Origin of the sequence: Pseudomonas sp. GM18, from assembly GCF_000282195.1 — a bacterium.
GTDB lineage: Bacteria > Pseudomonadota > Gammaproteobacteria > Pseudomonadales > Pseudomonadaceae > Aquipseudomonas.
In genome coordinates, this window is the sequence record NZ_AKJT01000127.1 from 1 (window position 1) to 24376 (window position 24376).

Genomic DNA, 24376 nt, shown 5'->3' on the forward strand with positions numbered 1-24376 from the left:
CCGGCGGTGCTGCCGGTGCCGTAACGAGTAATGCTCATGGGTGTTTCTCCTGATTAAAAAGTGAATGCTTAAAAACGGGTGCTCTTGAGAAATTCCGCCAGTCTTGGCGACTGCGGGCGCTCGAACAATTCCTTGGGCGGCCCCTGCTCTTCGATCCGCCCCTGATTCATGAACACGATCTTGTCCGAGACCTCGAAGGCAAAACGCATTTCGTGGGTCACCAGCAGCATGGTCATGCCGTCCTCGGCCAGGCCCTTGATCACGTTCAGCACTTCGCCCACCAGTTCCGGATCGAGGGCCGAGGTGACTTCATCGAACAGCATCAGGCTCGGGTTCATCGCAATCGCCCGGGCAATCGCCACGCGCTGTTGCTGACCACCGGACAACTGACCGGGGTAATGATCGCGGCGCTCCAGCAGGCCAACCCGCTCCAGCCATTTTTCAGCCAGCGCCACGGCTTCATCCTTGTGCAACTTTTTGACCTTGAGCAAACCGAGGGTGACGTTCTGCAATGCTGTCAGGTGCGGGAACAGATTGAATTGCTGGAAGGCCATGCCGGTCATGGCGCGATGACGGGCGATGACCTTTTCCGGGTGGCGCACGCGCTTGCCGTTGACCTCGTCATAGCCGATGGATTCACCGTCGAGCAGAATCTGCCCGCCCTGGAACTCTTCGAGCATGTTCACGCAGCGCAACAACGTGGTCTTGCCCGAGCCGCTGGAGCCGATCAGCGTGACCACATTGCCGCGCTGCATGGTCAGGTCGACGCCCTTGAGCACTTCGAGCAGGCCGTATTGTTTGTGCAGGCCGCGGATGTCCAGCAGCGCCTGGTTCTGGGTCGAAACTTGAGCTTGTGTCATGGCAAGGCCACCCGCTTTTCAATGTGCCGGCCGAGTAATTCGATGGCGTAGTTGATGACGAAAAACAGCAATCCGGCGAACAGGTAAAACTCCAGGGTCATGAAGGTCCGGGCGATGATCTGTTGAGTGCTGAGCAGCAACTCGGCAACACCGATCACCGACAACAAGGTCGACGCTTTGACGATCTCGGTGGACGAGTTGACCCAGGTCGGCAAGATCTGCCGCAACGCCTGGGGCAACAACACATAGCCCAGCGCCTGGTAAAACGTCAGGCCGATGGCCTTGCTCGCTTCCATCTGACCGCTGGGCAGCGCTTGCAACGCACCGCGCACGATCTCGGCGACGTGGGAACCGCAAAACAGCGTCAGCCCCAACGTACCAGCCTGAAATGCGCTGATCTGCCAGCCCAGGGCTGGCGCCATGTAGAAGCAGGCCAACACCAACACGAACACCGGTGTGCCGCGAATGATGTCGACGTAAAACCGGAACGGCGCGCGCATCCAGAACGTGCCGTAGGTAAGTACCAGGCCGGCGACAATGCCAACCAGCGTACCCAGCAAAATCGCCAGGCCCGAGCACTGCACACTGGTCAGAAAGCCCTGCCACAGCACTTCCCGCGCCACCCATAACTCATGCAACCAACTGGGGGATTCGTACATGAGGGGCCTCCTATCGGCGGATCGCCAGACGCTGTTCGAGGTAACGCAGCATCATGGCAATGAGGTAACAGGCCGCAACATAGAGCGCTGTGGTCACCAGCCAGGTTTCAATCACCCGGTAGCTCTCGACATTGATCTTGCGTGCGTAATAGGTCAGCTCGGGCACGGCAATCGCCGCCGCCAGCGAGGTGTCCTTGAACAGCGAAATGAAGTTGTTCGACAGCGCCGGCAGCACATTGCGCAGCATCACCGGCACGGTGACGTACGCCTTGACCTGCCACTCGCCCAAGCCGATCGCCAACCCGGCTTCGCGTTGCCCCTTGGGAATGCTCAACAATCCGCCGCGAAACACTTCGGTCAGGTACGCCCCGGCATACAGCGACAGGGTGATGATGAACGAGGGGATCTTGTCCAGACGAATGCCCAGGCTCGGCAACGCGAAGTAGATCAACAGAATCAACACCAGAATCGGCGTATTACGGATCACCGTCACATACACCGACGCCAGCACCCGCAACGCGCGGTGCTTCGACAACAAAGCAAACGCCATCAGCAGGCCGATCACGCAGCCGATGGCGATCGACACCAGCGCCAGCTCAAGGCCCAGACCGAGCCCCGCCAGCAAGGTGTCGAAGTCGCGCCACACGGCGGCAAAATTCAACTGATAGTTCATGGTCAGCAGTACCTTGAGCGGGGCGCGTTATCGGCACCCCGCTCTCATGGGATCATTTGAATTCGACTGGAAAACCGATTGCAGGTGTAGGCAGGTCCACACCGAACCACTGCTTGAACGACGCCGCGTAAGTCGGGAATTCAACGCCGGTCATGCCTTCATGCAGGACGGTGTTGACGAAGTTCAGCCAGTCCTGATCGCCGCGCTTGACCGCACAGGCGTAGGTTTGCGGGCTCCAGGCGTAGGTCGGGCTGCGATAACGGCCAGGGTTCTGCACCATCAGGTATTTCACCGACGACTGATCGGTGGCCGCCGCGTCGGCACGGCCGGAGTTCACCGCCTGGTACATCAGATCAACACTGTCGTACTGATCGACCTTGGCCTTGGGCAGCGCCTGATGCACCAGTTCTTCGGCATACACGTTCTGCAGCACCGCCACGGTCACGCCGTCGGCGGCGGCCTTGAGGTCTTCGATTTCCTTGTACTTGCTGTTGGCCGGCAGCAACAGGCCAACACCTTCGCGGTAGTACGGCAGCGTGAACGCGACCTGTTGGGCGCGGCTGGCGGTCACGGTGATGAACTGGCAACTCATGTCGACCTTGTCGGTCAGCAGATTCGGAATCCGCGCATCGGACGACTGCACCACGAACTCGACCTTGCTCGGGTCGTTGAACAACCCCTTGGCCACCATCCGCGCGATATCGATATCAAAACCCTGCAACTTGCCGTCCGCTCCCTGGAAGTGCCACGGCGCATTGGTACTGCCCGTGCCCACGATCAATTTGCCACGGGCCAGCACGCTGTCGAGCTTGCTGTCCGCCGCTTGAGCGACACCCACGGCAGCGGCCGAAGCCGCGAGAACGAAAACACACGCTTTAAACAAGGAAGGTCGGCGATGCATGGCAAGCACTCCAGGGTCATGTTTATTCCGCTATACCGGAACATGGTATGTAACAACGGAATAGACAGCAGAAAGTGTGCCACAGGTTGTGGGCGGAATCCCGGGGGATTTGAAAAGTGTTTTGAATCAAATGGATGCGCACAGGTGCGCAGAAGGTGTTCCGAAATGAACAGCTGAATGAGCGCTACCGTTGGCTACAGGCTGTGTGTGGTTGAGCCACATTGCAGTGCGTTGCAGGTCAAAAAGAAGCAGAGCGCACCTGTGATTTCTGACAGTAGACCCACCCACTCGCCTCCTTTAACGTCAACAGGCCTTCGATAGTCTTTGAAAAGGAGATTTCAATGAGTTCGATGACTACCCAGCCGCCCATGGCGCCGGTCTACCGCAAGGCATTCAAAACCTGGCGCCCGGTGATCCTGTATTTCGGCAATAAAAACTGTTACGCCTGCGAAATGGCTGAGCCGGTTTTCCGTGAAATTGCCGGGAAGTACAAAGATCACGCGCACATTTATGTGCTGAGTACGAGCGAGTCTCCTCGGCATCCGGACGTCACCGGCACCCCCACTGTGCTGTTCTACAAGGACGGAAAACTGCTGAAGAAGCTCAAGGGCATAGGCACCCGGGAAACCCTGGAAGCCGACTTCGCCAGGCATATCGGCAAGCTCAGGCCCAAACGGGCTGCCCGCAAACCCCGCCACGACGTGCCGTGGTTGCAGAAAACCCTCCAATCTTTATGCACCGCGCCTCGGGCACGGGAGCGGTTGAGCCGGTAAACGCAGAACCCTGTGGGAGCGTCTTAATTTACCGGCATCGCTGCTAATGCTTGAGCGACGCCAGTACCCGCTCGGCATTCGCACTGCAAGCCATGCCCTCGGGCCGCGCCTGGATGCTCTCGATCACCTCCAGTAACCGCGCCTTGCTCTGGGCCAGGTGCTGTTGCATCTCTTCAATCTGCTCGACCTTGCGCTCAAGGCCCGCCACCAGTTCGTCGTGCTTGAACTCACCCGTCGTGGCATCCGGCAACAGCAACTTCAGCTCTTCCAGGCTGAAACCGGCCTGTTGGGCGCACTGGATGATTTTCAGGGTTTGCAGCACTTGCGGCGGATAACGCCGATAACCGTTGGTCTGACGCTCGACCTGACGGATAAGCCCCTGGGCCTCGTAAAACCGAATACGCGAAGCGTTAAACCCGCTCAGTTGCGCCAATTCACCAATCTTCATCACGGCCTCATTTGCACGCTTGACATTAAAGTTAACTTTAAGCTTAGCCTCTACTCATCACTGATGAGGAGTCAAGTATGTCGCCCTTCCAAACACTGAATTTGCCCAACGGCCAGACCATCGGTAATCGCATCGCCAAAGCCGCGATGGAAGAGAACCTGGCCGATACCGGGCAGGCACCTTCCGGCGAGTTGTTTCGGCTGTATCAAGCCTGGGCCGACGGCGAGGCCGGGCTGTTGCTGACCGGCAATGTGATGATCGACCGCCGTGCCATGACCGGCCCCGGTGGCGTGGTGCTGGAAGACGAGCGACACCTGGAACGCTTTCGTCAGTGGGCAACCATTGGCCGGACCGGTGGCGCGCAGTTCTGGATGCAACTCAATCATCCCGGGCGCCAGACCATGGCCAACCTCGGCCAGCAGGCCTTGGCCCCCTCGGCGGTAGCACTGGATCTGGGTGGGTTTTCGAAGATGTTTGCCGAACCCAAACCCATGGGCGAGGACGACATTGCAGAAGTCATTCAACGCTTCGCCACCAGCGCCGCCCTGGCGGAAAAGGCCGGTTTCACCGGGGTGCAGATTCATGCCGCGCACGGTTATCTGCTTAGCCAGTTTCTGTCGCCGTTGACCAATCGCCGCACCGACCGCTGGGGTGGCTCTCTGGAAAACCGTGCGCGTTTGCTGCTGGAAGTGCTCAGCGCTGTTCGCAAATCGGTATCGCCGCAGTTTTGCGTGGCGGTGAAGCTCAATTCCGCGGACTTCCAGCGCGGCGGTTTCGACGCCGATGACGCCCGGCAAGTAATCCAGTGGCTCAACGAGCAGCAGATTGATTTGCTCGAGCTCTCCGGCGGCAGCTACGAAGCACCGGCCATGCAAGGCGAGGCTCGCGACGGTCGGACTTTGGCGCGAGAAGCGTACTTTCTGGAAATGGCCGCCGAATTGGCCGGTGTAGCGCGCATGCCGGTGATGGTGACTGGGGGAATTCGTCGGCTGGCAATCGTCGAACAGGTGCTCGACAGCGGCATCGCCATGGCCGGCATCGGCACGGCACTGGCCATTGAACCGCAGCTGGTCAAACGCTGGCGCGAAGGCCAGAACAGCCACCCACAACTGCCACCGATTCGCTGGAAACGCAAAGCCCTGGCATCGCTGGCGAGCATGGCCGTGGTGAAGTTCCAGCTCCATCGATTGAGCCGCGGGCGCACGCCCAGGCCGCAGGTTTCGGCGGTATGGGCATTGATCCTCGACCGGCTGTACATCGCCCGGCGTACCCGCCAGTACCGCCAGGCAATGGGCAAATAACCGACCTGTAGCAGCTGCCGAGCAGCGCGAGGCTGCGTTCGGCTGCGAAGCAGTCGTGAGTCCGGCTGACGCGGTCTGCCTGATGCACCGCAGTTTCAGGTTTTACGACTGCTGCGCAGCCGAACGCAGCCTCGCGCTGCTCGGCAGCTGCTACAAAGGGTGCCCGCCGGTGTGTTTATCGTCCGGCAAAGCGCAGCCGCGACAACATCCGCAGGTCGCCCTCGCGGTAATAGTCATCGGTCCAGCTGTCATCCGCCGCCAACGGCCGGACCTGCTTGAGTTGCAGTTTCTTTGCGAAGTAGCGGAACCGGTAATGCTCGTAGAAGCGCAGCAGTTCCAGCCCGTAACGATCGGCCAGGTCGGTGTCGCCACGGATGATCAGGTAGTTCTCGTCGTTGCCATTGCTGGCCGCGTCACTGAGGTTGTGGCTGCCGCTGATGATGGTCGGTGAGTCGCTGGTGAAGTCGACGACGATGGCTTTGGTGTGCACCAGCAAGTTGCCCTTCTGGCCTTTCATGTTTTCCTTGAGCCAGCCTTCAAGGCCCGTGTTGAGCAACGCGGTGGCGGCGAATTCGGCGGTGCGGTCGGCGTGGAAACCGGTGATGCTGCTGACCGTGTTTTGCAGGCCGTAACGCAAGATGTCGTCGTGGGGCTGGCCGAGCAGCGCGTTGAGTATTTTGTCCGGCAAGGTGAATGCGGTGACAAACAGCAGGTCTTTTTTGGCGGCGTTGATGATCTTGATGAACTCACTCAAGTCGCCCTCGCCCGTGCGCGGTGAAAAACCGGCGAACAGCGGCTGGTCAGGCTGCATCGGATTGTGTTCCGTGAGCCAGTCCCGTGTGGCGTCGACGTCCGCCGGCGTGGCCCAGACCTGCTCGAAGGTTTGCAGATAACTGGCACCGATCCGGGCGTCGTCCAGCACATGCACGACGTTGGCCTGACGGTAAACGCCGTTGGCGGTGAAATTGGTGCTGCCGCAGAGTACCGCTTCGGGCTGATGCTGCCCCACCGCATCGAGCCGGCTCAGGATCATGAACTTGTCGTGAAAGATGTTGTGAGTGACCCGCCCGCGCTTGTTCGCCGCCGGGATCTTTTCCAGGCTGGCTTCGTTCAGCACCGTGGTGTCTTCGCCGGGTTGGGCGTGGTACAGGACCCGAACCTTTACGCCGCGCTCGAAGGCGGCGTTCACCGCATCGACGATCACCTGCAATTGGTATTCGTAGATCGCGATGTCCAGCGCCCACTGGCCATCCACGGCACGTTCAATGAACCCCAGCAAGCGGGCGAGCAGACCATTTTCCAGCCATTGCCGTGGCGCGTCGGGCCATTCTTCGATGGGCAGTTTTTTGTTGGCGCTGAGCAGCGCATCAAGGTCGGAAAACTTGCGCTGGAATGCCTGACTGGCAGCCACCGCCCGGTTGAAAATCACGTGCTGGCCCTTGGGCAGGCCATTGTCCGTGGTGACCGTCACTTCCAGGCATTCACCCAGTTGTGGCGCATCGGCGGTGCCGTAGGCCAGGTGAACCCGATAATGGATCGTCACACCCGGATTGACCGCGTAATCGGCCCAGCGAAATTTCTGTAGTGGCGCGGCATCGCTGGGGGTGGCGTGAAACTGGGGGAAGGTATGGGTCTTGCCGGGAAAGGTCAGGCTGTTGAACAGAAACAGCCAGGGTTTGTCGCCTTGCTGTTTTTCGATGGCAAACCCCAGCAGGCCTTTGCGGCGGGGTTCGGCCAGGTCGATGGCCAGCAGCACGCCGTTGGTGCCGGCGTAGGCTTTGACGCGAAAATCGTCCTGATCGTTGCGGGCTAGAACGCGCATGGGTCACTCCTGTGAAGATCAAAAGATCGCTACAGATCATCGATATGCCGGTAATGCGTTTGCAGGTGATCTGCCAACACTTTAGCCCGCCCAAGACGAATCGGCCCGCGCTCGATGTCGATCAGCAACCCCGGGCAATCCAGCGCCGGCAACATCGACCATTCCTTCAGCCGTCCATCCGTCACCAGCAGCAACCGCTGCTGCTCTGCCGGAAAGCGCTTTTGCCGTGCCGCCAGCCAGCGCCCCGCCTCACCCAACGCAGCCAGCATCGGCGTTCCGCCGCCGGCGCCCAACCCCTCGAGCCAATCGCGCAAGCCCGCAGAAGCTTTCAACCCCTGCACCTGCCACTTCGGCAGATGACCGCTGGCGGTCAGCAAAGCCAGACGCGCACGCTGCCGATAGGCATCGTCGAACAGTTGCGCCAGCAAGCCCTTGGCATCGCTCAACGCCTGATGGCGCCGGGTCGAGGCCGAGGCATCGACGATCACCAGCCACAGTTCATGCGGGGTGCGGGTACGCAGATGGAACAAGAGGTCATCGCGTTGACGCGGTCGGCCATTGAGCAAGGTGCCGGGCCAGTTGACCGATCCGCTACGGGCGGCGTGACGCTTGCCCTGTTTACCCTGATCCAGCCGTCCTGCACGGGGTCTGGCATTCGCCCCCGCGTCTGATCGAGGGCGAATGCCTAGGGCTTTTTTGGCCAGCTCGGCACTTCACGTCGTGTGCCGACCGGCAGCGTCTGGGCGGGCATTTCGCCCCACTGGCCCTGGCCTTCATTCGGGCTGGGGGTTTGCGCAGAAGTTGGCTGTGGCGCTTGGGCATGTTGCGGCGCCGAGGTCGAATGCTCCCGACGACGATGACGCAAGGCAAATTCGGCGACCGCGTCGATATCCTCTTCGGCAATGGCATTCGCGCCACGCCAGGCAGCATGTGCCCGCGCCGCGCGCAGCCAGACCAGATCGGCCCGCAAGCCGTCGACGCCGGCAGCAAAGCAGCGCTCGGTGATCTGCGCCAATGCGGCATCGTCGAGCGGGATACCCGCCAGGGCCGCACGCGCCTTCTGGCAACGCTCGCGCAGTACGTGTTGCTGACTTTCCCACTCGGCGCAGAAGCCTTGCGGATCGCTGTCGAAATCCAGTCGGCGACGGATGATCTGGCCGCGCTCGGCGGGTGCGGTATGGCCGCTGAGGGCGACGTTCAGACCAAAGCGGTCGAGCAGTTGCGGACGCAGTTCGCCCTCTTCCGGGTTCATGGTGCCGATCAGCACAAACTTCGCCGAATGCCGATGGGAAATCCCGTCACGCTCGATCAGGTTGGTGCCGCTGGCGGCCACGTCGAGCAGCAGGTCCACGAGGTGATCGGGCAGCAAGTTCACTTCATCAACGTAGAGCACGCCGCCGTCGGCCTTGGCCAGTACGCCGGGAGAAAACTGTGCGCGCCCTTCGCTCAGGGCCGCGTCGAGGTCGAGGGTGCCCACCAGCCGTTCTTCGGTGGCGCCCAGGGGCAAGGTGACGAATTGACCGCTGGCCAGCAGGTCCGCCAGGCCTCGGGCCAGGGTCGACTTGGCCATGCCGCGCGGGCCTTCGATCAGCACGCCACCGATTTTCGGGTCGATGGCGGTCAGGTACAGGGCGAGCTTCAAGTCATCGGCGCCGACCACGGCGGAGAGCGGGAAATGGGGGGTGTCGGTCATGTTCAAATCTCAGTCATGGTCGGTGATGATCGTTCCCACGCTCTGCGTGGGAATGCAGCCCGGGACGCTCTGCGTCCCAACAGCCGAACGCGGAGCGTCCGTAGAGGCATTCCCACGCAGAGCGTGGGAACGATCCCGTTAGCCGTCTTCTTCTATGTCCAGCAACAAATTCTCCAGCGCCTCGCGGTATTCACCCGGCTCCTGCCACATCCCCCGTTGCTGCGCTTCGAGCAGGCGCTCGGTCATGTCGCGCAAGGCGTGGGGATTGTGTTCGCGGACAAACTCCCGGGTCGCCGGATCGAGCAGATAGGCGTCCGCCAGCAACGCATACTGGTGATCGTCGATCAGCTGCGTGGTGGCGTCGAAGGCAAACAGGTTATCGACCGTCGCCGCCAGTTCGAACGCGCCTTTATAGCCATGACGTTTGACCCCGTCGATCCATTTCGGATTGGCCGCCCGGGAACGGATCACCCGGTTCAGTTCTTCCTTCAATGTGCGGATCTTCGGCAAGTCCGGCTGACTGTGGTCGCCGTGATAACTGGCTGCGGCTGCACCGCTGAGGCTCTCGACGGCCGCCAGCATGCCACCCTGGAACTGGTAATAGTCGTTGGAATCGAGCAAGTCGTGCTCGCGGTTGTCCTGGTTTTGCAGCACGGCCTGCACCTGGCTCAGACGCTGGGCGAACTGCTCGCGGGCGGCGGTGCCTTCATCGGAGCCGCCGTAAGCGTAGCCGCCCCAGTTCAAGTAAACCTCGGCCAAATCTTCGCGGCTTTGCCACAAGCGACCGTCGATGGCGCCCTGCACGCCCGCACCGTAAGCCCCCGGTTTCGCGCCGAAAATACGCCAGCCGGCCTGCCGCCGAGCGGCGTCTTCGTCCAGACCGGCTTCCAGCAGCGCCTCTCGCTCGGCCCGAACCTTGGCCGCCAACGGGTTAAGATCGTCCGGCTCATCCAACGCGGCGACCGCTTGCACGGCGGCGTCGAACAGGCGGATCAGGTTGGCAAAGGCATCGCGGAAGAATCCGGAGACGCGCAAGGTCACGTCCACCCGCGGCCTGTCCAGCAGGCTCAACGGCAGAATCTCGAAGTCGTCGACCCGCTGACTGCCGGTCGCCCACACCGGCCGCACGCCCATCAACGCCATGGCCTGGGCAATGTCATCGCCGCCGGTGCGCATGGTCGCGGTGCCCCAGACCGACAGGCCGAGCTGACGCAAGTGATCGCCGTGATCCTGCAAGTGCCGTTCAAGAATCAGGTTCGCAGATTGAAAACCGATGCGCCACGCCGTGGTGGTCGGCAGATTGCGCACGTCCACCGAATAGAAGTTGCGCCCGGTGGGCAACACGTCCAGCCGTCCGCGACTCGGCGCACCGCTCGGCCCGGCCGGGACGAATCGACCGCTGAGGGCGTCCAGCAGGCCGCGCATTTCCGCCGGGCCGCAGGCGTCCAGGCGCGGGGCGACGACCTCGCGCAAGCTGTCGATGATCGCGCTCACATCGGACCAGCCTGGCTCGCTCAGCCGATCGATTTCAGTGTTCAAGGCCTGCTCGATCAGTTGCGCGGCGAACAGTTCCAGACGCTCACGGGTATCCCCCGCCGTGCGCCACAGTTCATCGCTGACCGCCTGCAATGCATCCGGTCGAGGACCGTTCCACGGCTCAGCCAAACCGCAATCCAGCGGATCGAAGCCCAACTCGAACGCCTTGGCCAGTGCCCGCAGCACGCTCGATTGCGCGCCACGACCGTCGCCGCGAGGAATGCGCAGCAAGGCCAACAAGGTGTCAACGCGCAGCTGACCGGTCGGCGACTCGCCAAACACGTGCAGGCCGTCGCGGATCTGCGATTCCTTCAAGTCACACAGGTAGGTGTCCAGGCGCGGCAACCAGATCGCCGCGTCGGCATCGCTGTCGAGTTGCTCGTCCAGTTGCAGTTCACGGTCAATGTGCGTATCGCGCACCAGTTGCAGGATGTCGCGCTGCAATTCCCGGGCACGGCGTGGATCGAGCAACTGCGCTTCGTAATATTCGTCGGCCAGCAATTCGAGATTGCGCAGTGGGCCGTAGGTTTCGGCGCGGGTCAGCGGTGGCATCAGGTGATCGATGATCACCGCTTGCGTACGGCGCTTGGCCTGGGCGCCCTCGCCCGGGTCGTTGACAATGAACGGATAGATGTTTGGCAGCGGTCCGAGCAATGCATCGGGCCAGCAGTTTTCCGACAACCCGACGCCCTTGCCCGGCAGCCATTCGAGGTTGCCGTGCTTGCCGACGTGGATCACGCCGTGGGCGCCGTAGGTGTTGCGCAACCAGAAGTAGAACGCCAGATACCCGTGGGGCGGCACCAGGTCCGGGTCGTGATAGACCGCGCTCGGGTCAACCTGATAACCCCGGGCCGGTTGAATGCCGACGAAGGTCAGGCCGAAGCGCAACCCGGCAATCATCATTCGCCCGCCACGGAACATCGGATCGTTTTCAGGCGAGCCCCAACGTTGCAGTACCGCCTGGCGATTGGCTTCGGGCAGTGCGTTGAACATCAAAAAGTAATCATCCAGCGCCAGGCTCTGCTGACACGGACGTTGATCGAGAGTGTCCAGGTCATTGCTGACACCACCGAGCAGTTGCTGGATCAGCGCGGTGCCGCTGTCCGGCAACTCGGCCGGCAACGGATAACCTTCTTGATGCAGTGCACGCAGGATGTTCAGCGCCGCAGCCGGGGTGTCGAGACCGACGCCATTACCGATGCGTCCATCGCGAGTCGGGTAGTTGGCGAGGATCAGGGCGATGCGTTTTTCGCTGTTGGGCACCCGCGCCAGATCGATCCAGCGCCGCGCCAGTTCGGCGACAAAATCCATGCGTTCCGGTTGTGGTCGGTAGCAAACCACATCGGACTGACTGCGCTCGCTGCGCCAGGCCAGATCCTTGAAGCTGATCGGCCGACTGATGATTCGCCCGTCCAGCTCCGGCAGCGCGATGTGCATCGCCAGGTCACGGGGACCGAGGCCTTGCTCGCTGGCACGCCAACCGGGCTCGTTGTCCTGGGCGCAGATCGCCTGAATCACCGGGATGTTGCGGCGAAACGGCCGCAGGTGCGGGGCTTCAGGGCTGGACTGGGCGAAACCAGTGGTGTTGAGAATCACCCCCGCCTCGACTTCATCCAGCCAGTCCTCGACCACCGACAGGCAGCCGGGCTCTTTCAGACTGGCCAGCGCAATCGGCAACGGGTTGAGCCCCGCCGCCTGCAAACGCTGGCAGAAAATATCGATGAAACCAGTGTTCGCCGCCTGCAAGTGCGAGCGGTAAAACAACACCGCCGCCACCGGCTGATCAGCCTGCCAATCGGCTTGCCAATCCTGAAGGTGCGCGGGGCTTTTTTGTGGGTGGTAGATCGCGGTGCGTGGCAGGGTTTGCGGCTCGGACCATGGATAATCGCGACCCAGCCAGCGACTGGCGAGGCAGCGAAACAGGTCGAGCGCATTGGCCATGCCGCCCTGACGCAGGAAGTGCCAGAGCCGGTCGCGGTCTTCGGGGATCACGGTGCTCAGGTCGCTGAGTTCCGGGTCCGGACGATCATCGCCCGGCACCAGAATCAGCTGCACGCCGCGCTGGGACAATTCCACCAGACGCTCGATGCCGTAACGCCAATAGGCGATGCCGCCGTGCAGTGAGATCAAAATCACCTTGGCGTGGCGCAACACCTCGTCGACGTAGAGATCCACCGAGGCGTGATTCTGCACCTGCATCGGGTTGGCCAGGCGCAGGCTCGGGTAATCGTCGGGCAGCTGCTGCGCCGCTTCGGCGAGCAACGCCAGGCTGGAATCGCCGCTGCACAGGATCACCAGCTCGGCGGGGGTTTGTCCAAGGTCGGCAATGTTGTCATCCGACACGAAACCGCCGGGCTGGGTCCTGAGCAGGTGCATGGGTTAAACGCTGAGCGCAGCGCGCAATTGCGCTTCGAGTTGAACGGCGTCCAGCGCCTGACCGATCAACACCAGGCGGGTGGTGCGCGCTTCCTCGGCGCCCCACTGACGGTCGAAGTGCTTGTCGAAACGCGTGCCCACGCCCTGAATCAGCAGGCGCATAGGTTTGTTCGGCACCGCCGCAAAACCCTTGACCCGCAGAATGCCGTGCTGCACCACCAGTTGCGTCAGCGCGTCCATCAACAGGCTTTCGTCGGCTTGTGGCAGCTCGATCGAGATGGAGTCGAACGCGTCATGGTCGTGATCATGATCGTCTTCACCTTCATGGTGATGATCGTGATGGCTGTGGCGGCTGTCGATGTGTTCTTCGGAACCGGCACCGAGGCCGATCAGCACGTCCAGCGGCAGACGACCGCTGCTGGCTTCGATGATTTTCACCGCTGGCGGCAGCTCTTCGGCGACTTCCAGGCGCACGCGGGCCAGGTCTGCGGCGCTGATCAGGTCGGCCTTGTTGAGAATCACCAGGTCGGCGCTGGCCAGTTGGTCGGCGAACAGTTCGTGCAGTGGCGATTCGTGGTCCAGGTTCGGGTCGAGTTTACGCTGGGCGTCCACTTGATCCGGGAATGCAGCGAAAGTGCCAGCAGCGACGGCCGGGCTGTCGACCACGGTGATCACCGCATCAACTGTGCAGGCGCTGCGGATTTCTGGCCACTGGAAGGCTTGAACCAAAGGCTTTGGCAGGGCCAGACCCGAGGTTTCGATGAGAATGTGGTCGAGGTCGCCGCGACGAGCAACCAACTCGCGCATCACCGGGAAGAATTCTTCCTGAACGGTGCAGCACAGGCAGCCGTTGGCCAATTCATAGACACGACCACTGGCCTCTTCTTCAGTGCAGCCGATCGAGCATTGCTTGAGGATCTCGCCGTCGATGCCCAGCTCGCCGAACTCGTTGACGATCACCGCGATGCGACGACCCTGGGCGTTGTCGAGCATGTGGCGCAGCAAGGTGGTTTTGCCCGAACCGAGGAAGCCGGTAACGATGGTGACGGGGAGTTTGGCCAGTGTTTTCATCGGATGCCCTTTGGCAAGGTGGCGGGCATACGGGACGACGACCGGCAACGCGAGCGCGCGTGCCTGAAGAGTTCGCCACCGGATCACCCCGCCCGGTTGAAAGTGAGAATCTGTGTCGAGGCAGGTCTCCTGGCTGACGGTGTGCCAATCGTTCGACTGGCGTTTGCTGCGCCTTCCCGCGAACCTGATGGATCAGGGCTTGCAGTGGCGTGGCAGCGAACATCACCGTTCACAGTTGCGGGGGCAGCCGCGGCATCGACCGCGTTCCCTTCTTAGCTCCGGCAGACGCCGAAGAACCTCGAAAGCGCAAGGCTACGCATCGTGTGGGGGCGGGTCAATCACTGCGCACGCCGCCTCCCCCTACCAAAAGCCAATCAGCATCTAAACGAGAACCCGTTCCAATTGACGCCCAACCCTCGCCCATGCTCTCCTACACGCCTTGTTACGGGTGCCCTTCACAGGGTGAAACGGGAAACCGGTGAATCATGTGCTTTACTCTAAAGCCATGTCAGTCCGGTGCTGCCCCCGCAACGGTAAGCGAGTGAAGCGTCAGATCCACTGTGCCGGTCATACGGCATGGGAAGGTGATGCTTGCAGGTTCAGGCGCAAGCCCAGCCCCTCGCGAGCCCGGAGACCGGCCCGCAACACAAAGTGACTTTTACGTTCACTGAATAACAAACCCGCGGTGGGCGGGCGCTGTTCGAAATCTCTGCGAGCCCTTGGCGTGCGGAGGTTTTCATGCGCTCTATTCACCCGCTGACAGACCAGAGGGAAGCGCCATGTCGACCATCAGCAGCACCGGCCACGCAACGGCCAGCACCACCACAACCCTGACTCAACGCCTGACCGCCGCCGTGTGTGCGTCGATCCTTGGCGCGTGCCTTGTGTATTTCGCCGGTTTCTCGCACATCGAAGCGGTGCACAACGCCGCGCACGATACCCGTCACAGCTCCGCCTTTCCGTGCCATTGAGACCTGCTGAGATGATCAAGCGTATTGCGCAAACCGCAGGGTTCACCGGGCTGCTGGCCGCCCTGTTGTTGACCTTGCTGCAAAGCTTTTGGGTCGCCCCGCTGATTTTGCAGGCCGAGACCTACGAAAAGTCCGAACCGGCCGCTGTTGAAATCCACGAGCACACCGCGGGCGCAGTCGCTCACACCCACGATGCCGAAGCCTGGGAACCGGAAGACGGCTGGCAGCGCGTGCTGTCCACTACCGGCGGCAACCTGGTGGTGGCAGTCGGTTTCGCCTTGATGCTCGCCGGTCTCTACACCCTGCGTGCACCGACCAAAACCTCTCAGGGCCTGCTCTGGGGCCTGGCCGGTTATGCGACGTTCGTGCTGGCACCGACCCTCGGCCTGCCGCCTGAGCTGCCGGGCACTGCCGCGGCTGATCTGGCGCAACGGCAAATCTGGTGGATCGGCACTGCCGCGTCCACGGCCGTCGGCATCGCGCTGATCGTGTTCAGCCGTCACTGGCTGATGAAAGCCCTTGGCGTGGCGATCCTGGCCGTGCCGCATGTGATTGGCGCACCACAACCGGAAGTCCATTCGATGCTGGCGCCGGAAGCCCTGGAAGCGCAATTCAAAATCGCTTCGCAGCTGACCAACGTGGCGTTCTGGCTGGCCCTGGGCCTGATCAGCGCCTGGTTGTTCCGCCGCAAAAGCGATGGCCATTACTCCGCATGACTGACGTCAGCGCAGCGCCGACCCTGGTGGTCGGCCTGGGCTGCCAGCGCGGCTGCCCCGTCAGCACGCTGCGGGCGCTGCTCGATCAGGCGCTACAGGCCCATCAAATCGGGCTCAGTGAGATCAAGGCCCTGGCCAGCATCGACCTGAAGCGCGAAGAGCCTGGCCTGATCGAACTGGCCGAACAGCTGGCATTGCCGTTGATGTACTTCAGCAGTGAACAATTGGCAGCCTATCAAGCGCAACTGAGCCACCACTCGGACATCGCGTTCGAACGCACCGGCTGCTACGGTGTGGCGGAAAGCGCCGCGTTGGCCTTGGCCGAACAACTGGCCCAGGCACCGGCAAAGTTGCTGATTCCACGACAAAAATACGCCCAGGCCACCCTGGCATTGGCCAGCGCCGCGTAAAATCCCCGATAATCCCCGCCTTCGATCATGAGCATTCTTCATCTGAAGCATGCCCAGGCCCTATTTCAGACAGGAAACGACGATGACCGTCTACTTCATTGGCGCCGGCCCCGGCGACCCGGAACTGATCACCGTCAAAGGCCAGCGGCTGATTCGTAGCTGCCCGGTCATCATCTACGCCGGCTCCCTGGTGCCTGCCGCCGTGCTGGAAGGCCACCGGGCCGAACAGGTGGTCAACAGCGCCGAACTGCATCTGGAACAGATCGTCGAGCTGATCAAGACCGCCCACGCCAACGGCCAGGACGTGGCCCGGGTGCACTCCGGCGACCCGAGCCTATATGGCGCGATTGGCGAGCAGATTCGCTACTTGCGTGAACTCGACATCCCTTTCGAAATCATTCCCGGCGTCACCGCCACCGCTGCCTGCGCGGCCCTTTTGGGTGCCGAACTGACCCTGCCAGACGTGTCACAGAGCGTGATTCTGACCCGCTACGCCGACAAAACCGCCATGCCGGCCGGTGAAGAACTGGGCAGCCTGGCGCAGCACGGGGCGACCATGGCGATCCACCTGGGGGTCAATCATCTGGAGAAGATCCTTGCCGAATTGCTGCCGCATTACGGCGCCGATTGCCCGATCGCGGTGATTCACCGGGCGACCTGGCCGGATCAGGATTGGGTAGTGGGGACGCTTGAAGACATTGCGCAGAAGGTTCAAGCCAAGGGCTTTCGCCGGACGGCGCTGATTCTGGTGGGTCGGGTGCTGGGCAGCGATCACTTCAGTGAATCGTCGCTGTATCGCGCGGGGCATGCGCATTTGTATCGACCATGATCGTTCCCACGCTCTGCGTGGGAACGATCGTCCTTAAAAGCTTCACCCATAAAAAAACGGCGCTCACGGGGCGCCGTTTTTTATGTTTGCAGCGAACACCTTAGTAGTAGGCGTTTTCTTTCTGCGTGTGGTCGGTCACGTCGCGTACACCCTTGAGCTCGGGAATGCGCTCCAGCAAGGTGCGCTCGATGCCTTCCTTCAGGGTGACGTCTGCCTGGCCGCAGCCTTGGCAACCGCCGCCGAACTTCAGCACGGCGATGCCGTCTTCGACCACATCGATCAGGCTGACCTGACCGCCATGGCTGGCCAGCCCCGGGTTGATCTCGGTTTGCAGGTAGTAGTTGATGCGCTCGTTGACCGGGCTGTCGGCGTTGACCATCGGTACTTTGGCGTTTGGCGCCTTGATGGTCAGTTGGCCGCCCATGCGGTCGGTGGCGTAGTCGACAACGGCATCGTCCAGGAAGGCTTCGCTGAAGTGATCGATGTATGCGGTGAAGCTTTTGAGCCCCAACGCCGTGTCTTCAGGTTTTTCTTCGCCCGGCTTGCAGTAGGCAATGCAGGTTTCGGCGTACTGGGTGCCAGGCTGGGTGATAAAGACGCGGATGCCGATACCCGGGGTGTTCTGCTTGGACAGCAGATCAGCCAGGTAATCGTGGGCGGCGTCGGTAATGGTAATAGCGGTCATGGAAACTCCTCGCAGGCTTGGACGCAGTTTACGCCAATCGACGCGCCGCACAAAGTCCTAGTATTTTTGTCGGGAAAGATGCGCTCCCACACTGGATTGCAGGCAGTTCAGAGATTCTCGTAGCGATTCATGTCCAGCACGCCCTCTTCCACCGGGTCGGTGTCATGGATGTACCGGCTCAGATCATGGAAATACTGCCAGAACTGCGGATGACTGCGACGAATGCCCCAGCGTTCGACGATTTTCTCGAAACTGGCAGCGTCTTTGGCGTTTTCCATCTCGTCGACGAACGCGGGCACTTGCCCGGCCGGGATGTTGAACATGAAGTTCGGGTAGCTGCTCAGAACCCCCGGATAGATCGTCAACGTGTCGAGCCCCGGCTGATAACGCAGCGATTCACCGAGCAGGAACGCCACGTTGCTGTGGGCGCGGTTGCGCAACAGGCTGTAGACCTCGCGCTTGCCGCTTGGGGTCTCGATGCGCAACATCGTGGCTTCCGGCAACTGATCGATGACTTTCAAACCGGCGGCCGGGCGTGACGTCAGGCGGCTCAGGGCTTGCTCAGCGTTCTGCAACGCCAGATCAATGTTCGGCCGCGAGCAATAAGCGCCGTCGCAGCGGTTGATCGGGTCGGGCCTGGCGTTGAGGTCGCCGTAACGGGTCAGCAACTGCTGGACGAAGTCACGTTTCGGGTCCTTTTCGTCCAGATTCAGCGCCGTTGGCTTGTCGTTGTCGATGTCCTCGTAATCCAGCCACATCTTGAACTTGCCGCTGTTCTGGTACCAATCGTCGAGGTAGCCATCGCGGGAATCGGCCGGCATCAGGCGCAGGAAGTTCTGCTCGGCGCCGTTGCGGATCAGGTCGAAGTACAGCCGGGTCTGTGCCTGATGGGACACGTTACCGAACACATCGAAGTTGACCGCCAGCTGGTAATAGGTGCGCTCCAGCAGCGGGTAATCGAACAGCCACATCGTCTGCGGCACATCGCCGATCAGGCCCTTGGTCACCGAGGCGCTGTCGAAATGCCGAAAGATACTCAGCAGTGCGTTGTCATTGCCGGCCCACAGGGTCGACCAGCTCGGCGCTGGCAAGTTGGCATAGCTGTCCCGGCGCAGGGCCTCATATTCGTTACGCTTGTTGCGGTAGTCGTGCCACAGGCTCAGGACGCTGCCGACGTCATCGTTCTGCCCCGGCATCGCCAGCAACGGCGTAGCCTGGCCGCGATATTTCGGGTCGGTGATGTAAAGGTCATGTTCCGGGGCCTGGAACAGTGCCCAGAAGTTGTCGCGAATCACGTCGGTGGCGATCTGACCACGGCAGACCGGACCGCGAATAAAGGTGCGCACGAAGTATTCGGCGTTATCGAGCATGAACTGGTAACGCGCCTGGGCCGGGATCGCTTCGAACGTGGCAAACGGATTGGCCCGCCGCTCCGGCCCGTAGCCCGGCAACGCATGGACCTGCCAGTTACCGTTGTAAAACAGGCTCTTGATCCGCGCCATCTTCGCCGCGCTCAGCGGGTAGGTGATGTGGGTCTTGTGCACGATCACGCCTTGCACCGGCCACAGACGGTAATAGACCTGAGTGCCCGGATCGTCATTCGGACGGCGAGTGTTGATCAGATCAATGGGCTGCCCCGTCGGCGTGCGCGAACGTACCCACTGAAAGAAATGCCCCGGCTCGCCGTCCTTGAAATAGAGATGGGCCAGGAACCAGTGCTCGAACAACCAGCGCCCGACCAGGCTCTCCCGGGCGCCCGGCGCATTCAGCAGGTTTTCCCACTGCACCACTTGCAAGGCTTCCCTGGTGCTGGGCACCAGGCCCTGCTGGTCGATCGGCGCGCCAGAGGCCAGCCAGCGTTGCAGCGTCTGGTATTGCTGATCGGTCAGGCCGGTAACTGCCAGCGGCATGCCCTCTTTCGGGTGGGAACTGGCGTAGCCGTCGAACTCCGCCGGCACGGCGCACTGGTTTTCCCGGTTCAGGCCCAGGACGATGTCTTCCGGCAATTTGGCATTGGGTTGCAACGGGGTTTTGTGCCCCAGCTCAAGCATGCGCGCCATCAGTGCCGCCTGACTGCCTTGGGCGTCGAGCACCGAATAGAAGCCCTTTTGCTGCCAGGCACGCTTGCCGAAGGCGTCATAAAACAGCCGGGTCGGCGCGGCGGCCTTGCTACGCTCGCCGTCATAGACTGGCGCCTTCGTCGCACCTCGGGCCGCCCCTTCGCCACTGCCCAGGTTGAGCTGACAGGCGGAGTCGTAGCAGGCATGGCAGGCCACGCACTTTTCGGTGAAGATCGGTTGAATGTCGCGAACGTAGGAAATGTCCGGACCTTGCGCAGCGGCGCCCCCGCTTAAAAACAGCATCAATAGGCTGGTGACGACGCGATACGACATATCCCTGGTCCTGATCATAAGCAAACGCCGCGATTCTACCGGTATGGCCTGCGCACCAACATGAACGATATTCATGCAAAACCGGCACATGCTCCAAAAGCACACAGGTTTGTTATTATCCCGGCCCTTCGTCATGGCCTTACCGAGTAGTCCAAATGTCCGATCGCAGCGTTCGCCTTCAAGCTCTCAAGCACGCCCTCAAAGAGCGCATCCTGATTCTCGACGGCGGCATGGGGACAATGATCCAGAGCTACAAGCTCGAGGAACAGGATTACCGTGGCAAACGCTTCGCCGACTGGCCGAGCGATGTCAAAGGCAACAACGACCTGTTGGTGCTGACGCGTCCGGACGTGATTGGTGGCATCGAGAAAGCCTACCTGGATGCCGGCGCCGACATTCTGGAAACCAACACCTTCAACGCCACCCGGATTTCCATGGCCGATTACGGCATGGAAGAACTGGCCTACGAACTGAACGTAGAAGGCGCACGCCTGGCCCGCAAGATTGCCGATGCGAAAACCCTCGAGAACCCGGACAAGCCGCGTTTCGTCGCCGGCGTGCTCGGCCCGACCAGCCGTACCTGCTCGCTATCGCCCGATGTGAACAACCCCGGCTACCGCAACGTGACCTTCGATGAACTGGTGGAAAACTACACCGAGGCCACCAAAGGCCTGATCGAAGGCGGCGCCGACCTGATCCTGATCGAAACCATTTTCGACACCCTCAACGCCAAAGCGGCGATCTTCGCCGTGCAAGGGGTTTACGAAGAGCTGGGCGTCGAGCTGCCGATCATGATTTCCGGCACCATCACCGACGCCTCCGGCCGCACCCTCTCCGGCCAGACCACCGAAGCGTTCTGGAACTCCGTGGCCCACGCCAAGCCGATTTCCGTCGGCCTGAACTGCGCCCTCGGCGCCCGTGAACTGCGCCCGTACCTGGAAGAACTGTCGAACAAGGCCAACACCCACGTGTCGGCGCACCCGAACGCCGGCCTGCCGAACGAGTTCGGCGAGTACGACGAACTGCCAGCGGAAACCGCCAAGGTCATCGAAGAATTCGCCCAAAGCGGCTTCCTCAACATCGTCGGCGGCTGCTGCGGCACCACGCCGGGCCACATCGAAGCCATCGCCAAAGCGGTAGCCGGTTACGCCCCGCGTGAAATCCCGGACATCCCCAAGGCCTGCCGCCTGTCGGGCCTGGAACCGTTCACCATCGATCGCAGTTCGCTGTTCGTCAACGTCGGCGAGCGGACCAACATCACCGGTTCCGCCAAATTCGCCCGCCTGATCCGTGAGGACAACTACACCGAAGCCCTGGAAGTCGCCCTGCAGCAGGTCGAAGCCGGCGCCCAGGTGATCGACATCAACATGGACGAAGGGATGCTCGATTCGAAGAAGGCCATGGTGACCTTCCTCAATCTGATTGCCGGTGAACCGGACATCTCCCGCGTACCGATCATGATCGACTCCTCCAAGTGGGAAGTGATCGAAGCCGGCCTCAAGTGCATCCAGGGCAAGGGCATCGTCAACTCCATCAGCATGAAGGAAGGTGTCGAGCAGTTCATTCACCACGCCAAACTGTGCAAACGCTACGGCGCCGCGGTGGTGGTGATGGCCTTCGATGAAGCCGGCCAGGCCGACACCGAAGCGCGCAAGAAAGAAATCTGCAAACGCTCCTACGACATTCTGGTCAACGAAGTCGGCTTCCCGCCGGAAGACATCATCTTCGACCCGAACATCTTCGCCGTGGCCACCGGTATCGAAGAACACAACAACTACGCTGTGGACTTCATCAACGCCTGTGCCTACATCCGCGACGAACTGCCGTACGCCCTGAGCTCCGGCGGCGTGTCGAACGTGTCGTTCTCGTTCCGTGGCAACAACCCGGTGCGCGAGGCGATTCACTCGGTGTTCCTGCTGTATGCGATCCGTAACGGCCTGACCATGGGCATCGTCAACGCCGGCCAACTGGAGATCTACGACCAGATCCCGGAGGAACTGCGCGACGCCGTTGAAGACGTGATCCTCAACCGTACTCCGGAAGGCACCGACGCCCTCCTCGCCATCGCCGACAAGTACAAGGGCGACGGCAGCGTCAAGGAAGCCGAGACCGAAGAGTGGCGCAACTGGGACGTCAACAAACGTCTGGAGCACGCGCTGGTCAAGGGCATCACCACCCACATCGTGGAAGACACCGAAGAATCGCGCCTGTCGTTCTCGCGCCCGATCGAAGTCATCGAAGGCCCGTTGATGGCCGGGATGAACATCGTCGGCGACCTGTTCGGCGCCGGCAAAATGTTCCTGCCGCAAGTGGTGAAGTCCGCCCGCGTGATGAAGCAGGCCGTGGCTCACTTGATCCCGTTCATCGAACTGGAAAAAGGCGACAAGCCGCAAGCCAAGGGCAAGATCCTCATGGCCACGGTCAAGGGCGACGTGCACGACATCGGCAAGAACATCGTCGGCGTGGTGCTGGGCTGTAACGGCTACGACATCGTCGACCTCGGCGTGATGGTGCCGGCGGAAAAGATCCTGCAAGTCGCCAAAGACGAGAAATGCGACATCATCGGCCTGTCCGGCCTGATCACGCCTTCGCTGGACGAAATGGTTCACGTGGCCCGCGAGATGCAGCGTCAGGACTTCTATCTGCCGCTGATGATCGGTGGCGCAACCACCTCCAAAGCGCATACGGCGGTGAAGATCGAGCCCAAGTACAGCAACGACGCGGTGATCTACGTCACCGACGCCTCCCGCGCCGTGGGCGTGGCGACGCAGTTGCTGTCCAAGGAATTGAAAGCCGGCTTCGTCGAGAAGACCCGCCTGGAATACATCGACGTTCGCGAGCGCACCGCCAATCGCAGCGCCCGCACCGAGCGCCTGAGCTATCCGGCGGCCATTGCCAAGAAACCGCAGTTCGACTGGGCCAACTATGAGCCGGTCAAACCGACGTTCACCGGTGCCAAGGTGCTGGACAACATCGACCTGAAGGTTCTGGCCGAATACATCGACTGGACACCGTTCTTCATCTCCTGGGACCTGGCCGGCAAATTCCCGCGCATCCTGCAGGATGAAGTGGTCGGTGAAGCCGCCACCGCGCTGTACGCCGATGCCCAGGAAATGCTTGCCAAGCTGATCGACGAGAAGCTGATCAGCGCCCGTGCCGTGTTCGGTTTCTGGCCGGCCAACCAGGTGCGCGACGACGACATCGAAGTCTACGGCGATGACGGCAAGCCATTGGCCAAGCTGCATCACTTGCGTCAGCAGATCATCAAGACCGACGGTAAGCCGAACTTCTCCCTGGCCGACTTCGTCGCGCCGAAGGACAGCGGCGTGACCGACTACGTGGGTGGTTTCATCACCACCGCCGGGATCGGCGCCGAAGAAGTGGCCAAGGCTTATCAGGAAGCGGGCGACGATTACAACTCGATCATGGTCAAGGCGTTGGCCGACCGTCTGGCCGAGGCGTGCGCCGAGTGGCTGCACCAGCAAGTGCGTAAAGACTACTGGGGCTACGCCAAGGACGAGACGCTGGACAACGAGGCGCTGATCAAAGAGCAATACACCGGCATCCGCCCTGCTCCGGGCTACCCGGCGTGCCCGGATCACACCGAGAAAGCCACACTGTTCAAGCTGCTGGACCCGGAAGCGGAAGAACTCAAGGCCGGCCGCAGCGGCGTGTTCCTCACCGAGCACTACGCGATGTTCCCGGCGGCGGCGGTCAGCGGCTGGTACTTCGCTCATCCGCAGGCGCAGTATTTCGCCGTGGGCAAGATCGACAAGGATCAGGTGCAGAGCTACACCTCGCGCAAAGGTCAGGAGTTGAGCGTGACCGAGCGTTGGCTGGCGCCTAACCTGGGTTACGACAACTAACGTTCGTTACCCCTTGTAGGAGCGAGGCTTGCCCGCGAAGAACGATCACGCGATTTCCATATGAGACCGCGTCATCATTCTTCGCGGGCAAGCCTCGCTCCTACAGGATTTGTATCGATTGTCTATGCTTGCCTCATACACATTCGTGACGAGGGATATATGGACGATCCAGTCGACAACAATAACCACAAACCGCCGACCTTCTGGCAGATGCTGCACAGCGTCATGGCGGCGGCATTCGGGGTGCAGAGCGGGAAAAACCGGGCCCGGGATTTCACCCACGGCAAACCCAGTCATTTTGTGATTCTGGGGATTCTGTTCACGGTGGTGTTCGCCCTGACGCTGTTCGGCATCGTTAAACTGGTGTTGCACCTGGCCGGGATCTGAGCCGGC

General features: G+C 61.4%; 20 protein-coding genes and 2 riboswitches. Of the genes, 8 read left to right on the forward strand and 12 right to left on the reverse strand.

Features of this window, described 5'->3' with window-relative positions:
• Positions 1 to 68: 68 nt before the first annotated feature.
• From PMI21_RS01865 to PMI21_RS01850, 4 genes are read right to left on the reverse strand one after another with little or no spacing between them, the layout of a single operon-like run.
• On the reverse strand, positions 69 to 860 hold the full coding sequence (locus PMI21_RS01865) for an amino acid ABC transporter ATP-binding protein (protein ID WP_007941739.1): 792 nt from the start codon (positions 858 to 860) through the stop codon (positions 69 to 71).
• Entirely contained in the window at positions 857 to 1519 is a 663-nt protein-coding gene (locus PMI21_RS01860) for an amino acid ABC transporter permease (RefSeq protein WP_007941740.1), read from the reverse strand. The genes PMI21_RS01865 and PMI21_RS01860 overlap by 4 nt, the downstream gene beginning before the upstream one ends.
• A gap of 10 nt (positions 1520 to 1529) precedes the next feature.
• Positions 1530 to 2192: an amino acid ABC transporter permease gene (locus tag PMI21_RS01855; protein ID WP_007941741.1), complete on the reverse strand. Its 663-nt coding sequence runs from the start codon at positions 2190 to 2192 to the stop codon at positions 1530 to 1532.
• Positions 2193 to 2244: 52 nt separating this feature from the next.
• Positions 2245 to 3093: a transporter substrate-binding domain-containing protein gene (locus tag PMI21_RS01850; protein WP_007941742.1), complete on the reverse strand. Its 849-nt coding sequence runs from the start codon at positions 3091 to 3093 to the stop codon at positions 2245 to 2247.
• Between the two features lie 341 nt (positions 3094 to 3434).
• On the opposite strand from PMI21_RS01850, the gene PMI21_RS01845 reads away from it, so the two are divergent.
• A complete protein-coding gene (locus PMI21_RS01845; protein WP_007941743.1) occupies positions 3435 to 3866 on the forward strand; it encodes a thioredoxin family protein in 432 nt (143 codons plus the stop codon).
• Between the two features lie 43 nt (positions 3867 to 3909).
• Here PMI21_RS01845 and PMI21_RS01840 read toward each other — a convergent pair whose 3' ends face one another.
• Positions 3910 to 4314, reverse strand: coding sequence for a MerR family transcriptional regulator (locus PMI21_RS01840; protein WP_007941745.1), 405 nt, complete (start codon positions 4312 to 4314; stop codon positions 3910 to 3912).
• A gap of 77 nt (positions 4315 to 4391) precedes the next feature.
• Between PMI21_RS01840 and PMI21_RS01835 the strand changes: the two genes are divergently transcribed.
• Entirely contained in the window at positions 4392 to 5615 is a 1224-nt protein-coding gene (locus PMI21_RS01835) for an NADH:flavin oxidoreductase/NADH oxidase family protein (RefSeq protein WP_007941746.1), read from the forward strand.
• Positions 5616 to 5790: 175 nt separating this feature from the next.
• On the opposite strand, the gene PMI21_RS01830 is transcribed toward PMI21_RS01835, so the two are convergent.
• The 5 genes from PMI21_RS01830 to cobW form a co-directional block, all read right to left on the reverse strand.
• Positions 5791 to 7437 carry a phospholipase D-like domain-containing protein gene (locus PMI21_RS01830; protein WP_007941747.1) on the reverse strand — a complete coding sequence of 549 codons (1647 nt, stop codon included), beginning with the start codon at positions 7435 to 7437 and terminating at the stop codon, positions 5791 to 5793.
• Positions 7438 to 7466: 29 nt separating this feature from the next.
• Positions 7467 to 8003 carry a vWA domain-containing protein gene (locus PMI21_RS01825; protein ID WP_007941748.1) on the reverse strand — a complete coding sequence of 179 codons (537 nt, stop codon included), beginning with the start codon at positions 8001 to 8003 and terminating at the stop codon, positions 7467 to 7469.
• A 119-nt stretch (positions 8004 to 8122) separates the two neighbouring features.
• A complete protein-coding gene (locus PMI21_RS01820; protein ID WP_007941749.1) occupies positions 8123 to 9130 on the reverse strand; it encodes an ATP-binding protein in 1008 nt (335 codons plus the stop codon).
• A gap of 138 nt (positions 9131 to 9268) precedes the next feature.
• Positions 9269 to 13042 (reverse strand): cobaltochelatase subunit CobN, encoded by a 3774-nt coding sequence (gene cobN / locus PMI21_RS01815; protein WP_007941750.1) that lies wholly within the window; start codon positions 13040 to 13042, stop codon positions 9269 to 9271.
• Positions 13043 to 13045: 3 nt separating this feature from the next.
• Positions 13046 to 14113, reverse strand: coding sequence for a cobalamin biosynthesis protein CobW (gene cobW, locus PMI21_RS01810; RefSeq protein ID WP_007941752.1), 1068 nt, complete (start codon positions 14111 to 14113; stop codon positions 13046 to 13048).
• Between the two features lie 102 nt (positions 14114 to 14215).
• A riboswitch (cobalamin riboswitch) is annotated at positions 14216 to 14429 on the reverse strand.
• A 113-nt stretch (positions 14430 to 14542) separates the two neighbouring features.
• A riboswitch (cobalamin riboswitch) is annotated at positions 14543 to 14770 on the forward strand.
• A 122-nt stretch (positions 14771 to 14892) separates the two neighbouring features.
• On the opposite strand from cobW, the gene PMI21_RS01805 reads away from it, so the two are divergent.
• The 4 genes from PMI21_RS01805 (at position 14893) to cobM (ending at position 17039) form a co-directional block, all read left to right on the forward strand.
• Entirely contained in the window at positions 14893 to 15084 is a 192-nt protein-coding gene (locus PMI21_RS01805) for a CbtB domain-containing protein (protein ID WP_007941753.1), read from the forward strand.
• A gap of 11 nt (positions 15085 to 15095) precedes the next feature.
• A complete protein-coding gene (locus PMI21_RS01800) occupies positions 15096 to 15800 on the forward strand; it encodes a CbtA family protein (RefSeq protein WP_007941754.1) in 705 nt (234 codons plus the stop codon).
• Positions 15797 to 16210, forward strand: a complete 414-nt coding sequence (locus tag PMI21_RS01795) for a cobalamin biosynthesis protein (RefSeq protein WP_007941755.1) — start codon at positions 15797 to 15799, stop codon at positions 16208 to 16210. The genes PMI21_RS01800 and PMI21_RS01795 overlap by 4 nt, the downstream gene beginning before the upstream one ends.
• Positions 16211 to 16292: 82 nt before the next feature.
• Positions 16293 to 17039 (forward strand): precorrin-4 C(11)-methyltransferase, encoded by a 747-nt coding sequence (gene cobM / locus PMI21_RS01790; protein ID WP_007941756.1) that lies wholly within the window; start codon positions 16293 to 16295, stop codon positions 17037 to 17039.
• A gap of 100 nt (positions 17040 to 17139) precedes the next feature.
• Here cobM and nfuA read toward each other — a convergent pair whose 3' ends face one another.
• The gene (nfuA, locus tag PMI21_RS01785) at positions 17140 to 17724 is read right to left on the reverse strand and encodes a Fe-S biogenesis protein NfuA (protein ID WP_007941757.1); all 585 of its coding nucleotides are present in this window, start codon (positions 17722 to 17724) and stop codon (positions 17140 to 17142) included.
• 107 nt (positions 17725 to 17831) lie between these two features.
• Positions 17832 to 20117, reverse strand: coding sequence for a fatty acid cis/trans isomerase (locus tag PMI21_RS01780; RefSeq protein ID WP_007941758.1), 2286 nt, complete (start codon positions 20115 to 20117; stop codon positions 17832 to 17834).
• 155 nt (positions 20118 to 20272) lie between these two features.
• Between PMI21_RS01780 and metH the strand changes: the two genes are divergently transcribed.
• On the forward strand, positions 20273 to 23983 hold the full coding sequence (gene metH / locus PMI21_RS01775) for a methionine synthase (protein ID WP_007941759.1): 3711 nt from the start codon (positions 20273 to 20275) through the stop codon (positions 23981 to 23983).
• 159 nt (positions 23984 to 24142) lie between these two features.
• Positions 24143 to 24370: a DUF2970 domain-containing protein gene (locus tag PMI21_RS01770; protein ID WP_007941760.1), complete on the forward strand. Its 228-nt coding sequence runs from the start codon at positions 24143 to 24145 to the stop codon at positions 24368 to 24370.
• Positions 24371 to 24376: the final 6 nt, after the last annotated feature.